Source organism: Lacinutrix jangbogonensis, from assembly GCF_000797445.1.
In the GTDB taxonomy this organism is placed as follows: domain Bacteria; phylum Bacteroidota; class Bacteroidia; order Flavobacteriales; family Flavobacteriaceae; genus Lacinutrix; species Lacinutrix jangbogonensis.
Window position 1 is genome coordinate 141,107 of sequence record NZ_JSWF01000014.1, and the last position, 15,336, is coordinate 156,442.

Below are 15,336 nucleotides of genomic sequence, written 5' to 3' on the forward strand. Positions count from 1 at the left end.
ACAAAACTAATGATGAAACAAATTATATTCTTATTTAGTTGCTTTTTTATAATAAGCGGTTCTCTTTTTGCTCAAGTAGGCGATAAGATTAATTTTCAAATGATTGTTCGTGACTCGGGTGGTTTGCAACTTGTAAATTCACCTATTGGGTTACGATTTAGAATCTTACAAGATACAGAAACAGGAACTGTTGTTTTTGAAGAAACACACACAACAACAACCAATAGTATTGGAATGGTTTCTGTTAAAATTGGAGCAGGTTCTCCCGTTATTGGTACCATAACCGCTATAGATTGGACTACAGGTTTGTATTTTATAAGTACAGAAATAGATCCTCTTGGAGGCATGTCTTACACTTTACAACAAACTACAGAGTTAAATAGTATTCCATTTGCATCTAGCGTTTCTAAAACCAGTTCTGCAGCAACATTAAACTACAATTCTTTAACTAATACACCGGTAACAATAACGGGTGCTGAAACTTCTAAAATTGATTTTATAGACGTTACAAATGCAATTGATTTAAATACAACAAAAACGGCTGTAGATGTAAATACTTTAAAAGTAGATTTTCCTGGTTTTGGAACCACCAGCGGAACTGCCTTGGAAGTCTTATGGTCTAAAGTGGGTAATAATTCTTTTTTTACAACAGGTACCGTAGGTATGGGTACCAATGCTAATTTAGAAACAAGCGCAGCAAGTTTAATAGTAGAGGGTGGTGTTTTAATTCCTGTTAATGCTGGGTTTTTACCAGAAATAGGGGCTTTAGATTATATAAATTCGAATCCATTTACTAACGATTTTTTTTACGGAGATAATTTTGGTAATTTAAAACTTTATAATGGAAATAGGGATATATTTATATCGTCTGAAGACGTAAACATTTTTGGGAAACTAGGAATTGGTACTGATTTAACATCAAGTTATAATTTTAATGATAATAATTTTGTTATTGTATCACCATCACCAAATATCTTGTTTCAAGACACCAGTAGTTCTGCTTCTTTTCCTTCTGCAGACTGGCGTATTAGAATTAATGATTTAGCAGATGGAGGCGATGATTATTTTAGTATTGAGAATGTAAATGCCGCTGTTTCAAATTTTAAAATTATGGCAGAAGCACCAACACATTCATTTTCTCTGCTTGCAAATGGTAATGTAGGTTTACAAACAGAAATTCCAACAGAAGCTTTAGAGGTGCCTAATGGTGTTATAGCAACATCTTTTGTTGGTGATGCATCAAATTTAACAAATGTTGTTGGAGGTGGTACAGCATCTACTACCAATACAGGAAGTACAACTATTGGTGCAGATACAAATGAAGATGCTAATGGCGCAATAATTTTTGAAACCCAAAACCAAAATAGAATGTCCATACAAAATAATGGGGATATCGCTATTGGAGCAATGGCTCCAATCGCTAGTTTAGATGTTGATGGAGATTTAAAAATCGAAAATATTGAAACAGGTAACTTAAGCTTATCTGGAGCATTAATAAAAAATGTTGTTACAGAAGCAGGACCAGGACTATATCAACTTATTGACATTTTAGATAGAAGTGTAATTGTACTTAGTTCAGTTTCAGATTTTTATACTGGTTTTATTAATGGAAAAGATGGGCAGGTTTTTACCATAATTAATGGTAGTGGATCTTCATTTTCATTTCTTGGTAGTGCTATATTATCAAGCCTTACTACAATTTCTGTTCCTCCACGTGGATCGATTTCACTTGTGCAACAAAATTCTGGTTCATTTATACTTACAGGTATTGTTAATTAAAAATCAACTTATGTTGTGCTCTAAATAAACAAGTGTTATTTAAGTTTAAAAATCCCAAAACTTAAAAGTTTTGGGGTTTTTAGGTTTTATATATTTCTTTAGTTTAAAATATAAATAGATTTGTTGTCGGTATTATTTCTTAATAGAATGAAGTTATCGTTTAACCGATTTAGTTATACAATGTTTGAAAAAAATAAAGGATAAAGTTAATTCTCTTTTCTTATTTTAGCAATAATGCACAACACTATACAAAACTACATTCCTAGTCAGGCCATTCCAAGAGTTTTAGAGCTTTTAGAACATGATAATTTAATAGTTTTAGTGAAAAATGAGCGTAAAACCAGACATGGTGATTATAGAAAGTTGCAAAATAACAAACACCAAATAACCATAAATAACAATCTTAATTCCTATCGTTTTTTAATAACGCTTATTCATGAAATCGCACATTTTGAAGCTTATAAAAGCTTTGGGCGCTTTATTAAACCACATGGGATAGAGTGGAAGCGAACGTTTCAGCATTTAATGTTGCCATTTATAAATCCAGAGGTATTCCCAATAGATTTATTGCCGTTATTGGCAAATCATTTTAAAAACCCAAAAGCATCTAGCGATACAGACGCGCAGTTGGCCTTAGCTTTAAAGCAATTCGACGAACCAAACAATAAAACCTTTATATTTGAATTACCTTTGGGTGAAACGTTTAAATTTAGAAATAAAAAGATTTTTAAAAAAGGTAAAAAACGCACGAAGCGATACGAATGTATGGAACTAGCAACTGGTAAAATGTATTTGTTTAACCCAAATGCTGAGGTAGAAATAATACCTTCAATTTGAAGTTTACCATTTGTGAAATTATAAGCAAGCGTAAGCATTATAATTCACCAAAGTGTTAGCGGGAAATTCGTGAATCTCTGGCGAAAATAACATAAAGTATTTGTCATTCCTGCGCAGGCAGGAATTTACATATTTAGATTAATTAAAAACAGATTCCTGCCTTCGCAGGAATGACAGTTATGAAAAATAAAAATTATTACGCCATATTAATGGCTGGAGGAGTAGGTTCAAGATTTTGGCCGGTAAGTACTCAAGATTTTCCAAAGCAATTTCACGATATGCTAGGAACAGGAGATACACTAATTCAAAAAACGTTTAACCGTTTGGCTACGCTAATTCCAAAAGAGAATATTTTTATTTTAACTAACGAACGTTATAACGATTTGGTATTCGAGCAACTACCAGAAGTAACCAAAAGGCAAGTGGTTTTAGAGCCAGCAATGCGTAATACAGCGCCTTGTATTTTATACGCGTCTTTAAAAATTCAGAAAGAAAATAAAGATGCTGTAATGCTTGTAGCGCCAAGTGATCACTGGATTGAAGACGAACAAGCCTTTGCGGATAATGTGCAACAATCTTTTGATTTTTGTGAAAGCAATAATGCTTTAATGACCTTAGGGATTACACCTACATTTCCAAATACGGGTTATGGTTATATAGAATACGATAAAGATTCAAACGCTGCTATAAAATCGGTAAATCAGTTTCGTGAGAAACCAGATTATGACACAGCAAAGAGCTTTATAAATCAAGGCAATTTCTTATGGAATGCAGGTATTTTTATGTGGAGTGTTAAAAGTGTAGTGGAAGCTTTTCAAAATAATCAACCACAATTATTTCAGCTTTTCGAAAAAGGAATAGCGGTTTATAATACAGAATTTGAAGACGATTTTATAAGAGACAATTACGGTAATGCCGAAAATATTTCTGTGGATTATGCTATCATGGAAAAGTCTGAAAACGTATTTGTATTACCTGCAACTTTCGATTGGAACGACCTTGGAACTTGGGGAAGCTTATACGATAAGTTAGATAAAGACGAAAATAACAATGCCATAGTAAACGCTAGAACCTTAACAGAAGATGCTTCAGGTAACATGATACGTACAAAAGCAGATAAAGTTGTTGTTGTCGATGGCTTACAAGATTATATAATTGTGGATAAAGAAGAAGTTTTGCTTATCTTCCCAAAGACAAAAGAACAAGATATTAAAAAAGTGCTTCAGAAAGTTAAAGCAAAATTTGGAGACCAATTAGGATAATATATGAGCGACAAGAGTAAATTTGATTTCGATGAAGCGTCTGAAAAAGATGAAACAGCTAAAAAGGACGAAGCTGTACGGCAGTCTAAAGATGCCATAAAAAAGGAAGCAAAGACTTTCTTTCAGAGTATTAAACTTTTCTTTATCGAATTGCTTGATTTTAGAGATGATACAGACCGTGATGCTACAATAGAAGCTATAAAAGCCGATATTCCTTTTAAAGGCGCAACAGCTTGGATTTTAATATGCTCTATTTTTGTGGCTTCTATTGGGTTAAACGCAAACTCAACAGCAGTAGTAATTGGTGCCATGTTAATCTCTCCATTAATGGGTCCCATTTTAGGTATAGGTTTATCTTTAGCAATTAATGATATTGATACAATAAAAAAAGCATTAATAAACCTATCTACAATGATTGTGTTAAGTTTATTAACCGCTTTTTTGTTTTTTTGGTTGTTTCCTTTAAATGATGAAACATCTGAGCTTCTTGGTCGAACAGCACCAGATATAAGAGATGTGCTTATTGCCTTTTTTGGTGGATTGGCATTAATAATTGCACGTACTAAAAGGGGAACAATAGCTTCAGTTATTTTTGGTGTCGCAATTGCTACAGCTTTAATGCCTCCTTTATGTACCGTTGGTTATGGTTTATCTGTAATAGCAGAAGGTGATTTTAAAAAGGGCTTTGATTTTGCGATTGGAGCAATGTATTTGTTCACTATTAATACGATTTTTATAGCTTTAGCAACTTTTATTGTTTTAAAACTTTTACGTTTTCCTATGCTTAAATACGCGAATTCGGCAAAACGAAAACGTATAGCTAGATTAGCTTCTTTTGTTGCGGTTTTAGTAATGATTCCTGCAGTACTTACTTTTTTAAATGTATTAAAAAAGAGTAATTTTAACCATGATGCGGATAGATTTATTTCTAAGGAATTAGAAGCTTTGCCAAACGCAAATTATATTAAAAAGAACGCATCAAAAAACTATAATCCTAAAGAAATATCGACTATCGAGTTGACTACTTTTGGTGCAGATGAAATACCCGAAGCCACAGTGGCAGTTTTACAGCAACGTTTTAGTCATTACAACGCTTTAAAAAACACGAAACTACAAGTGAATCAAGTAAAGAATAGAATTGTAAATAATCTTGAGTATATGGAAGAATTGCGTACCCGTGATTCTTTAGATTTGATGTCGCAACAACAAAAAATCGCTTTCTTAGAGGATAAAGTTAGAAAACTATCAAGATTTGAACGCAAGCAAATTCCTTTTGAAAATCTATCTCAAGAAGTAAGGATTAATTATGAAAATATTGATGCCTTTGGTTATGCTTCAAAAGTGAATTCTAACTTTACAACAATAGATACTATTAATGTTTTTAGTATTAAATGGAAAGATTCTGTTTCAAATGATAGTTTAAATGCAACTCAAAAGAATAAATTAGAAGCCTGGTTAAAATTTAAATTAAAACTAGATACTTTAGTTATAGAAGTGCAAAAGTAGATTAACTATTCTCCTTCAGTATAGCTTCGCGAACCTTTTTAAATAAATTGGAAGAGTAAACAAAGTCTGTTACAACCTCATTGTCGGTTTTAAAGATAGTATGTCTGCTGCCTTCCCATGCTTTCAATCCTTCTTTAAGGAATACAATTTTCTCTCCAATTTCCATTACAGAATTCATATCGTGAGAGTTTATTACAGTAGTAATATTATATTCTTCAGTAATTTCTTTAATTAAATTATCGATTACTGTAGCCGTTTTAGGGTCTAACCCAGAGTTAGGTTCATCGCAAAATAAATATTTTGGGTTGTTTACAATTGCGCGTGCAATGGCAACACGTTTTTGCATACCACCAGATGCTTCACTAGGCATTTTATTATGCGCATCTTCAAGGTTTACACGTTTTAATACAAAGTTTGCACGTTCGCGCATTTCCTCTTTTTTAAGCTTGGTGAACATACGTAAAGGAAACATAACATTTTCTTCAATTGTTAAAGAATCGAATAAGGCGCTTCCTTGAAATACCATACCAATTTTTGCACGCATATCTCTCTTTTTGTCTTCTGATAAATTGGCGAAATTTTCACCATCATATTCAATACTTCCTTCTTCATAATCGTACAACCCTAATAAACATTTTAAGAACACTGTTTTACCAGAGCCACTCTGTCCAATTATTAAATTCGTTTTTCCTTTTTCAAAAGAGGTATTAATACCTTTTAAAATATGAGCTTCTCCAAACGATTTATGTAAATTTTTTACTTCTATCATTAGCTTAGTAATAATTGGGTTGCTAAATAATTAATGAGGATAATAGCGACACTAGTCCAAACAAAAGAGGTTGTACTCGCTTTACCAACTTCTAGCGCTCCACCTTTCATATAATAACCATGAAAAGAAGGAATTGTTGCTAAAACAAAGGCAAACAGAAAAGTTTTAATAAATGCATAGGTAATATGAAATGGATTAAACTCTTGTTGAAGTCCTGTAATAAAATCATCTGCCGAAGCGTAACCACCATAAATACATGCCATTAATCCACCAATAATACCAAGAAACATAGCTATAGATATAACGAATGGATAAAAGGCCATCGCAATTAATTTTGGGAATACAAGATAGTTTAGGGAATTGATTCCCATAACTTCTAAAGCATCAATTTGTTCTGTAACTCGCATGGTTCCAATACTTGAAGTAATGAATGAGCCTACTTTTCCTGCCATAATGATTGACATAAAGGTAGGTGCAAACTCTAAAAGAATAGATTGTCTTGTAGCAAAACCAATTAATTCTTTTGGAATTAGTGGATTGTCGATATTTAAGGCGGTTTGTATAGTAACAACACCACCAACAAAAAAAGCTATAAACGCTACTATACCCAAAGAACCAATTATTAAATCGTCTATATCTTTAAGTATAAGTTCTTTCATTACAGACCATTTCGTAGGCTTACGAAATAGTTCTATAATCATTAAAAAGTAAGTGCCAATATTGTGTAGGTACTTCATATAAGTATTAATACATTATTAGTTTTAAAGTTGAAAATTAAAACTGTAATTGTAATTAGTGCTAAAGTATAAAAATCTAAAACATTTATATCTAAAACTGTATAATATATTTGCTTTTTTGAATGCTGTATTTAAGGTTATTTTACAATAAAATATTTAAAATAGTTTATTTTTGTATTGTAAAACTAAAGAGTGTAACATGAGATTTTTATCAATTATTTTTTTAACGCTATTTCTATTTAATTGTAAGGCACAAAACAATGTAATACAATCTAAAAAACAAGAAACTGTTATTTTAAATGCTAATCCTAAGTTGGTCGTTGGTATTGTTGTAGATCAAATGCGATACGACTATTTAACTCGTTTTTATAACAAGTATGGTAACGGTGGATTTAAACGTTTAATTAATGATGGTTTTAATTGTAAAAACAACCACTATAACTATGTACCTACATTTACAGGACCTGGTCATGCTTCCATTTTTACAGGAACAACTCCAAAAAATCATGGAATAATAGCAAACTATTGGTATGATAAGTTTAGCAAAGAGACTGTGTATTGTGCAGGAGATTCTAGTGTTTTAGCTGTTGGAAGTGACAGTGAATCAGGACGTATGTCTCCGCATAGAATGAAAACCACAACCTTTGCAGATGAGAATAGGTTATTTACACAAATGCGAGGAAAAACAATTGGTATTTCTATAAAAGATCGAGGCGCAATTTTGCCAGCAGGTCATTCTGCTAATGCTGCCTATTGGTTTAGTGGTCGAGATGAAGGTCGGTTTATTACGTCAACTTATTATATGAATAACCTTCCGAAATGGGTTGAAGATTTTAATACAAGTACTACTGCTGAGAGTTATTTACGTGAATGGAATACGCTATACGATATTAACACGTATACAGAAAGTGGGAGCGATTTAAATTCTTTTGAAGGTGGTTTTAAAGGAAAAGAAAACGCAACTTTTCCATATGATTTGGCAGCGTTAAAAGATAAAAATAAAGGTTTTGATATTATAAAAGCAACACCTTTTGGAAATAGTATTGTAGCAGATTTTGCCATTCAGGCTATTACAGCAGAACAATTAGGACAAGATAATTTTACCGATGTGTTAACAGTAAGTTTTTCTAGTCCAGATTATGTAGGACATAATTTTGGGGTGAACTCTAAAGAGATTGAGGATACATACATTCGTTTAGATAAAGATTTAGAGCGTTTATTTAAGGTGTTAGATGCTCAAGTTGGAATAGGAGAGTATACGTTATTCTTAACTGCAGATCATGGAGCAGTGGAAGTGCCAGCCTATTTGCAAAGCGTAAATATACCTGCAGGTTATTTTGATAAGGATGAATTAAAAAAACAATTGAATGCCTTTTTAGTTAATGAATTTTTTGCTTCAGATTTAATAGAAAGTATAAGTAACGATCAAATATTTTTGAATAAATCACGCTTAAAAGAACTAAAATTAGATTTAAATGATGTGCAATACGCCATTGTTAACGAGGTAATAAATTACAAGCATATCGATAAAGTATATTCATCCCAAACGATGCAGAATGCCACTTTTACAGCAGGAATTGAAGCTTTGTTGCAAAATGGATACCACCAAAAACGTTCTGGAGATATTATTATAGTAAAGGATCCAGCAGTTATTAGTTACAGTAAAACAGGATCAACGCATGGTTCTGGTTCAACATTCGATACACATGTGCCATTATTATTTTATGGTAATGGAATAAAAAAAGGGAGTACATTAACTAAAACAAAAATTACAGATATTGCACCAACAATTTCTGCTTTATTAGGTATTAGCTTTCCTAACGGAACTACAGGAAATGTATTAGGTTTTGTTATTGATTAGGAATGACAATGTATAATGTTTGTTTAAAACGTCTTAAGATTCTTTAAATTCAGATCGTATAGCATTTTCAGTTTTCAGAATTAAATAGCCTACGCTAAAACCAATTATAATAAGTCCAATAATTATTATTTGATTCCCTGTAAAATCGATAACAATAAAGTTTAAACTTAAAAGTAGCATTACGAGACCTATTACTATCATTTTTTTAGAAGAATAAACCTGAGCAAAATCCCAAGTCTGCTGATTCTTCATAGACGTTTTAGTTCTATAACCATAAAGCGTATTAATTGTTTTAGGTGGGAAAATAAAAGTAAGAATGCCAACTATAATAAATACAATTGCAACCATTGATAGCGGATTAAATAGATGTTCCAAATACTTTTTTTTATGTGAGTTTACTTTCTGTATAAAAAGTAATTGTTAACCAATTCAATGTAAGTCTGTTTGGCTTCGTCTTCAGTAATGCCTTGAATTTGAAAAAGGGCATTGGTTTTAAAGGCATTAATGATAGGAGTACGACTACTTGGCCTTTCGTAGTTGTTAGTAGCCTTTTTAAAGTAAGCATACAGTCGAAGAAGAAAATCTGCAGGAAACAGCTCGGTATGATCGTTTACACGTTCTACAGCTTCATTAAATTCGATATCTATTTCTTCAGAAGTCATTATCTACACTCGGCAATAATACTTTCGCCTCCTTTTACTTTATCGTTTAAATTTACTTTTATTTTAGTATCTAAAGGTAAATATAAATCTACTCTAGAACCAAATTTTATAAAACCAGAGTCACTACCTTGTGTTATAGCTTCTCCTTCTTTTGCATAGTTTACAATACGTCTTGCTAGTGCTCCGGCAATTTGCCTGTAAAGCACTTTTCCATAATTTTCATTCTCTAAAACAACAGTTGTGCGTTCGTTTTCTTCACTTGATTTTGGGTGCCATGCGACTAAGTATTTTCCAGGATGGTATTTGCTAAATAATACTTTACCGTTAATTGGATAGCGTGTTACGTGAACATTTAGCGGCGACATAAATACGCTAACTTGTAATCTCTTTTCATTAAAGTATTCTTTTTCAAAGACTTCTTCTATTACAACAACTTTTCCGTCAACAGGAGAAAGTACATGAGCGTTATTATTTACTGTATTTCGTTTAGGGTTTCTAAAAAATTGAAGGATTAAATATAGAAATACAGCAAATGTTGCATACAATATGTATTTAAGCCAAATAATATCAATAAAACGATCTACAGTTAAGTAAGATGCAATGATAATAATAAAAGTAATGACAATAATTTTATGGCCTTCTTTATGAAACATAGTGTAATATTCTTAAAAATAAATATATAAATGGAGCAGCAAATATAATACTATCAAAACGGTCTAACAAACCGCCATGACCTGGCATTATAACGCCACTATCTTTTACGTTTGCTTGTCGCTTAAATTTGGATTCTATTAAATCTCCAATAGTGCCAATAACACTAATAATTACGGCTAAAATTAACCAATTATTAAAGTTTAAAGTTTCGGTGTATGTTGCTATAAAATAACTCGCTATACAGGAAAATAATAAACCTCCAAGAAAGCCTTCTACTGTTTTTTTAGGCGAAATACTTGGAAATAACTTCTGTTTTCCAAAGTTCTTTCCAACTAAATATGCGAATGAATCATTAACCCAGACAATAATAAATGAACCTAATAATAGTTTAGGAGAAAAGGTGTGGTTAAAGTTTGCAATGAGTATTGAAAATATAAAACCACTAGAAATGTAAAATGTAGTTAATATGAAACGCTTTGTAATAAATAACGGAATTACTTTTTCTGAAAACAAGTCTTTTATTAAGAGCAATTGTACAAATATGGTAATGACTTGGAGAATCTGCGTGGCTTCGTCTAAACCTACAGAAGAGTTCATTAGTAACTGCCAATACCCAAAAATAAAGTACATTATTGTAAAAACAACGTAAGGTATAAAGCTATTTAGACTAATAAGTTTTTTAAATTCTGCAATGCATATGATACCGAAAACAAAAAACAAAAGGATTAATGCATTCTGGTTTAATAATGATGCAACAAGAAGAGATACATAAATTATGCCCGACAGTACTCTAGTTGTAGTTTCTTTCATTAAGAACTCGTTTTATCTTTTTTTTCTTTGTAAAATTATACTGTGACACTCAAAAGCTACCTAAATTGATAGCAAAATAGCTGATTTTCGCTTCAACGTAAAAAGTTTAAGCGCGTGCTAATTATAAATCTTCAAGTAGCAGCAAATATAAGTTTTTTGAAGAACTACCATAAGTTAAAAAGTCTTTTTCGTCAAGATCTTTAAAATGTTTTATTGTAGTAATATTTGTAGGTATTTTTTGTGCGTTTTTATTTTTAATTTGGCGAAGTCCTTCGCCAATATTGGTAACAATCTGGCTTGTAGTAGCAAATACTATAAAGTTAATTGGAAATTCTGTTAATTTAGATTCTGCTATTTGACGAGATGATATTAGCAGCGAGCCGTCGTTAGCTATTAAATTTTCGCAAGTTGTAAAAAAGTATGTAGCTTCTTTAAGGCTTTCGGTTTTTAGATTTAAACTTTTAAAACGCTCTTTTAAGTTTTTATCGAAAAAATATCCGGATTTATCTGTCCAATTGTTTTCCTTAAAAATAAGATCTACGTTTGTGAATACTTCGTCTAAATTTTCGCAATACAAGAATTTACCACCATTAGCTTTAAAGTTTATTGTAAACCCTTCATCTATTGGTAATTTTTCTTGAGGCATATGTTTACCTCTATTTTCGTTGCTAATCTCTTTGTTTTCTTTTTTAGATTTAGAACGGAAAATGTTTTTAAAAATGCTCATCTATGTATTGTTGCTATTAACCGAAATCTTAAATGACCTTAACAAATATAAAAATCTCAAATTAACATAAGCGTTTATTGAGATTTTTAAGACTATTTTATAATTTGGAATCTTTATTCTTCTTCCTCTTTTTCAACTTTGTTCGCTGTGATAAGTTTTTCAGAAGGTTTTTCTGCAACAGTATCAAAAGGACGTTTGCCTAAAATTTCTTCAAGGTCTTCTTTAAAGATCACTTCTCTTTCTAAAAGTCTCGTGGCTAGTTTCTCTAAAACATCACGTTTAGATATTAATAATTCTATAGCACGGCTGTATTGGGTTTCAACTATATTTTTTATTTCATTATCAATAAGTTCAGCTGTACTTTCGCTATATGGTTTTACAAAACCGCTTTCTCCAGCAGGATCATAATACGTTATGTTTCCAACCTTTTCATTCAGGCCGTAAATCATAATCATAGCTTTTGCTTTTTTAGTTACATTTTCTAAATCGCTTAATGCTCCTGTAGAAATCTCGTTAAAGATTATTTTTTCGGCAGCACGTCCACCCATAGTTACGCAAATTTCATCTAAAAACTTGCTAGTTCTAGTAATGTATGCTTCTTGAGGTAAATACCAAGCAGCGCCTAACGAGCGTCCACGTGGCACAATAGTTACTTTTACTAAAGGATCTGCATGTTCTAAGAACCAACTCACAGTGGCATGTCCAGCTTCGTGGTATGCTATGGTTTTCTTTTCTTCAACAGAGAACAGGTGACTTCTTTTTTCTAGACCACCAATAATACGATCTACAGCGTCTAAAAAATCTTGTTTATCTACTGCTTTTTTATTGTTTCTTGCGGCAATTAATGCTGCTTCATTACATAAATTAGCGATATCTGCTCCTGAAAAACCAGGTGTTTGTTTCGCTAAGAAATCTACTTCTAAACCTTCAACTTTTTTTAATGGTCTTAAGTGTACATCAAAAATGGCACGCCTTTCTGTTAAGTTAGGCAAATCAACATGTATTTGTCTATCAAAACGACCAGCACGCATTAATGCTTTGTCTAAAATATCGGCTCTGTTTGTCGCAGCTAATACAATAACGTTTGTATTTGTGCCAAAACCATCCATTTCTGTTAGTAGTTGATTTAACGTGTTTTCTCGTTCATCATTACTTCCAGACATTGCGTTTTTTCCTCTAGCTCTACCAATAGCATCAATTTCATCTATAAAAATAATAGCAGGAGATTTTTCTTTTGCTTGTTTAAATAAGTCTCTTACACGAGACGCTCCAACACCAACAAACATTTCAACAAAATCGGATCCTGATAATGAGAAAAATGGCACTTTTGCTTCACCAGCAACAGCTTTTGCTAGTAAGGTTTTACCAGTTCCTGGAGGGCCAACTAATAATGCACCTTTAGGAATTTTACCACCTAGAGAGGTGTATTTTTCTGGATTTTTAAGGAAATCTACAATTTCTTGTACTTCTTCTTTTGCGCCTTCTAATCCAGCTACATCTTTAAAAGTAGTTTTTACTTTAGTATTTTCATCGAATAATTTGGCTTTAGATTTTCCAATATTAAAAATCTGTCCACCAGCTCCTCCACCAGCTCCACCAGACATACGACGCATAATAAATATCCACACACCAATTAATAATATAAATGGTAATAAACTGAATAGTAAATCTGCTAAAACGTTTTCTTCTCTGTCGTTATCGTACTTTGTGGTAAGACTATTATCGGCTATAATTTGGGTGTAATCATCTTCAAAATTACTTAAATCACCATATTGAAAAATATAGTTAGGGATTTCTGTACTGCCAAATTTAAAGCCTGTAGAAATAGATTGCTTATGCTTATCTAGTGCTTCAGCATCATTTGTAAGGTAAACTTTTACGTAACCCGTATTTTTAATAATATCAAAATGTTCAATTTCACCATCTTTTAGAATTTCAAAAAAGGTAATTGGTGTTATTTTTTTATCATCGTTTGTATCACTGCTACCAAAAATTTGAAAAACTATTAGTGCAATTAAAAGCGCCCCAGAAATCCAATAAGGATTAAATTTTGGTTTCTTTGATGCTTCAGGTTTTTTATTTTCTGCCATGTATGGATTTAAAATTTAGATTCAATAATTGTTGTTTTTGCATCACCCCAAAGACTTTCAATGTCATAATATTCGCGAATTTGCTTCTGGAAAACATGCACAACAACGTTTACATAATCCATTAGAATCCATTCTGCATTGTCTTGACCTTCAATATGCCAAGGCTTATCTTTAAGCTCTTTACTTACTTTTTTTTGTATTGAACTAACGATGGCATTAACCTGAGTGTTAGAGGAGCCTTCGCAAATTATAAAATAATCGCAAACAGTATTTTCAATCTCTCTTAAATCTAGAATAATTGTTTCTTTTCCTTTTACATCTTCAATACCACTAATAATTGTAGCTATTAGTGTATCAATATTTGCTTGTTTTTTATTCATTAATTAGATTTAATTTGTGCAAAGTTATTATTTTTTGGTTCTTTATGCTTTAAAATTATTATAAAGATTTGTTATAAAAATTTAACCACGAAGATAACCAATTTGTATGCGTATAATCAAACTTGATGCCACCGATTCCACAAATACTTTTCTTAGAGAGATTAGTAGTGTAGAGACGCTTGACGATTACACAGTAGTTGTAGCAAGACAACAAAATAAAGGACGAGGACAAATGGGAAAGGAATGGCAGTCTAATGCGGGTAAGAACCTCACTTTTAGTGTGTTTAAACGCATCAAAGGACTTACGTTTTCTAACCAGTTTTATCTTAGTATTATCACTTCTCTTGCGCTATATAAAACATTGGAATGCTATAATATTCCAAATTTATTTGTAAAATGGCCTAACGACATTTTGTCAGCGAATAAAAAAATAGCAGGAGTTTTAATCGAAAATGTCGTGAAACAAAACCAATTGGAGCATTCTGTTATTGGTATTGGCCTAAATGTCAATCAAACAGAATTTAATAATCTAATGAATGCTACTTCTTTAAAGAATTGCTCTGGGAAAACTTTTAATTTAGATGAAGTGCTCCACAAGTTTTTAATAGAGTTTAAACTTTCTTTTAAAAGATTAGAATCAGGTGTCTTTGAAGCTTTAAAAGCCGATTATGAGTCTAAACTCTTTAGAAAAAATAAACCTTCAACATTTAAAAATGCTGAAGGTTCTTTGTTTTCTGGTTTTATAAAAGGTATTTCTTCTAGTGGAAATTTAGTGCTACTTTTAGAGGACGAAATTATTGAAGAGTTTACTTTAAACGAAATTACGTTGCTCTATTAAAACTTTATATTGTTTTAAATTGTAGGAACCATGTTTGTTACCAAAGTATCAATAAACTTGCTTATTGGTCCTTTAATCATCATAGCCATCATAGCATTAAACTCACCTTCAAAATGAAGTTGCACCTCGCTAGAATTAGTTTCTATTTCTGTAATGTCTGCTACTAAAGAAAAATTTAATTTTCCGCCTGCAGCTCCTAGAATAACTTTGCTATTAGGCGTAGTTTCTTTTTTCTTAAGGACTATCTCTGGCATGCCTTTTAGAGCGAAAAGAAATTTTTCTTCTCCAAGCATTTCAAATTTGCTTATATTTTCTGGCATAAGCGTTTCAAAGTTTTTAACGTCGCTTAAAAAAACGAAAGTGTCTTCTGCAGATTTATTTATTGTTACTTTTTTTGATTCTAAATTCATATTAGAGTACGTTT

At 31.7% G+C, this 15,336-nt stretch carries 16 protein-coding genes; 6 read left to right on the forward strand and 10 right to left on the reverse strand.

Annotation, left to right across the window (positions count from 1 at the left end; translation table 11 throughout):
* The first annotated feature begins 9 nt into the window (after positions 1 to 9).
* From RH82_RS17560 to RH82_RS01305, 4 genes are all read left to right on the forward strand, one after another.
* Positions 10 to 1,779 carry an autotransporter outer membrane beta-barrel domain-containing protein gene (locus RH82_RS17560; RefSeq protein ID WP_156112381.1) on the forward strand — a complete coding sequence of 590 codons (1,770 nt, stop codon included), beginning with the start codon at positions 10 to 12 and terminating at the stop codon, positions 1,777 to 1,779.
* Between the two features lie 234 nt (positions 1,780 to 2,013).
* Positions 2,014 to 2,616 (forward strand): SprT-like domain-containing protein, encoded by a 603-nt coding sequence (locus RH82_RS01295; protein WP_034057414.1) that lies wholly within the window; start codon positions 2,014 to 2,016, stop codon positions 2,614 to 2,616.
* A 179-nt stretch (positions 2,617 to 2,795) separates the two neighbouring features.
* Positions 2,796 to 3,878: a mannose-1-phosphate guanylyltransferase gene (locus RH82_RS01300; RefSeq protein ID WP_034057705.1), complete on the forward strand. Its 1,083-nt coding sequence runs from the start codon at positions 2,796 to 2,798 to the stop codon at positions 3,876 to 3,878.
* 3 nt (positions 3,879 to 3,881) lie between these two features.
* Positions 3,882 to 5,384, forward strand: a complete 1,503-nt coding sequence (locus RH82_RS01305) for a DUF389 domain-containing protein (protein ID WP_034057415.1) — start codon at positions 3,882 to 3,884, stop codon at positions 5,382 to 5,384.
* Position 5,385: 1 nt separating this feature from the next.
* Here the strand turns inward: RH82_RS01305 and RH82_RS01310 are convergent, their stop codons facing one another.
* Together RH82_RS01310 and RH82_RS01315 are read right to left on the reverse strand one after the other, a co-directional pair.
* On the reverse strand, positions 5,386 to 6,153 hold the full coding sequence (locus tag RH82_RS01310) for an ABC transporter ATP-binding protein (RefSeq protein WP_034057416.1): 768 nt from the start codon (positions 6,151 to 6,153) through the stop codon (positions 5,386 to 5,388).
* Positions 6,153 to 6,890 (reverse strand): MlaE family ABC transporter permease, encoded by a 738-nt coding sequence (locus tag RH82_RS01315; protein ID WP_034057418.1) that lies wholly within the window; start codon positions 6,888 to 6,890, stop codon positions 6,153 to 6,155. Before RH82_RS01315 ends, RH82_RS01310 begins: the two co-directional genes overlap by 1 nt.
* Before the next feature lie 199 nt (positions 6,891 to 7,089).
* Here RH82_RS01315 and pafA point away from each other — a divergent pair, with 199 nt between their 5' ends.
* A complete protein-coding gene (gene pafA, locus RH82_RS01320) occupies positions 7,090 to 8,751 on the forward strand; it encodes an alkaline phosphatase PafA (protein WP_034057420.1) in 1,662 nt (553 codons plus the stop codon).
* Positions 8,752 to 8,784: 33 nt separating this feature from the next.
* Here pafA and RH82_RS01325 read toward each other — a convergent pair whose 3' ends face one another.
* The 7 genes from RH82_RS01325 to rsfS all read right to left on the reverse strand — a co-directional run bounded on the left by RH82_RS01325 (position 8,785) and on the right by rsfS (position 14,074).
* Positions 8,785 to 9,126: an SdpI family protein gene (locus tag RH82_RS01325; protein ID WP_156112382.1), complete on the reverse strand. Its 342-nt coding sequence runs from the start codon at positions 9,124 to 9,126 to the stop codon at positions 8,785 to 8,787.
* A gap of 20 nt (positions 9,127 to 9,146) precedes the next feature.
* Complete coding sequence (locus tag RH82_RS01330; RefSeq protein WP_034057423.1) at positions 9,147 to 9,413, reverse strand: acyl-CoA-binding protein; 267 nt, start codon at positions 9,411 to 9,413, stop codon at positions 9,147 to 9,149.
* Positions 9,413 to 10,066, reverse strand: coding sequence for a phosphatidylserine decarboxylase family protein (locus RH82_RS01335; protein ID WP_034057424.1), 654 nt, complete (start codon positions 10,064 to 10,066; stop codon positions 9,413 to 9,415). The genes RH82_RS01330 and RH82_RS01335 overlap by 1 nt, the downstream gene beginning before the upstream one ends.
* Positions 10,056 to 10,877 (reverse strand): phosphatidate cytidylyltransferase, encoded by an 822-nt coding sequence (locus tag RH82_RS01340; RefSeq protein WP_034057426.1) that lies wholly within the window; start codon positions 10,875 to 10,877, stop codon positions 10,056 to 10,058. Before RH82_RS01340 ends, RH82_RS01335 begins: the two co-directional genes overlap by 11 nt.
* A 121-nt stretch (positions 10,878 to 10,998) precedes the next feature.
* Positions 10,999 to 11,604, reverse strand: a complete 606-nt coding sequence (locus RH82_RS01345) for an LUD domain-containing protein (RefSeq protein ID WP_034057427.1) — start codon at positions 11,602 to 11,604, stop codon at positions 10,999 to 11,001.
* Positions 11,605 to 11,717: 113 nt separating this feature from the next.
* The gene (gene ftsH, locus RH82_RS01350; protein WP_034057429.1) at positions 11,718 to 13,694 is read right to left on the reverse strand and encodes an ATP-dependent zinc metalloprotease FtsH; all 1,977 of its coding nucleotides are present in this window, start codon (positions 13,692 to 13,694) and stop codon (positions 11,718 to 11,720) included.
* Between the two features lie 8 nt (positions 13,695 to 13,702).
* Positions 13,703 to 14,074 (reverse strand): ribosome silencing factor, encoded by a 372-nt coding sequence (gene rsfS / locus RH82_RS01355; protein WP_034057430.1) that lies wholly within the window; start codon positions 14,072 to 14,074, stop codon positions 13,703 to 13,705.
* 106 nt (positions 14,075 to 14,180) lie between these two features.
* Here rsfS and RH82_RS01360 point away from each other — a divergent pair, with 106 nt between their 5' ends.
* Positions 14,181 to 14,912, forward strand: coding sequence for a biotin--[acetyl-CoA-carboxylase] ligase (locus tag RH82_RS01360; protein WP_034057432.1), 732 nt, complete (start codon positions 14,181 to 14,183; stop codon positions 14,910 to 14,912).
* 14 nt (positions 14,913 to 14,926) lie between these two features.
* Here RH82_RS01360 and RH82_RS01365 read toward each other — a convergent pair whose 3' ends face one another.
* Positions 14,927 to 15,322, reverse strand: coding sequence for a hypothetical protein (locus tag RH82_RS01365; RefSeq protein WP_034057434.1), 396 nt, complete (start codon positions 15,320 to 15,322; stop codon positions 14,927 to 14,929).
* Positions 15,323 to 15,336 lie beyond the last annotated feature (14 nt).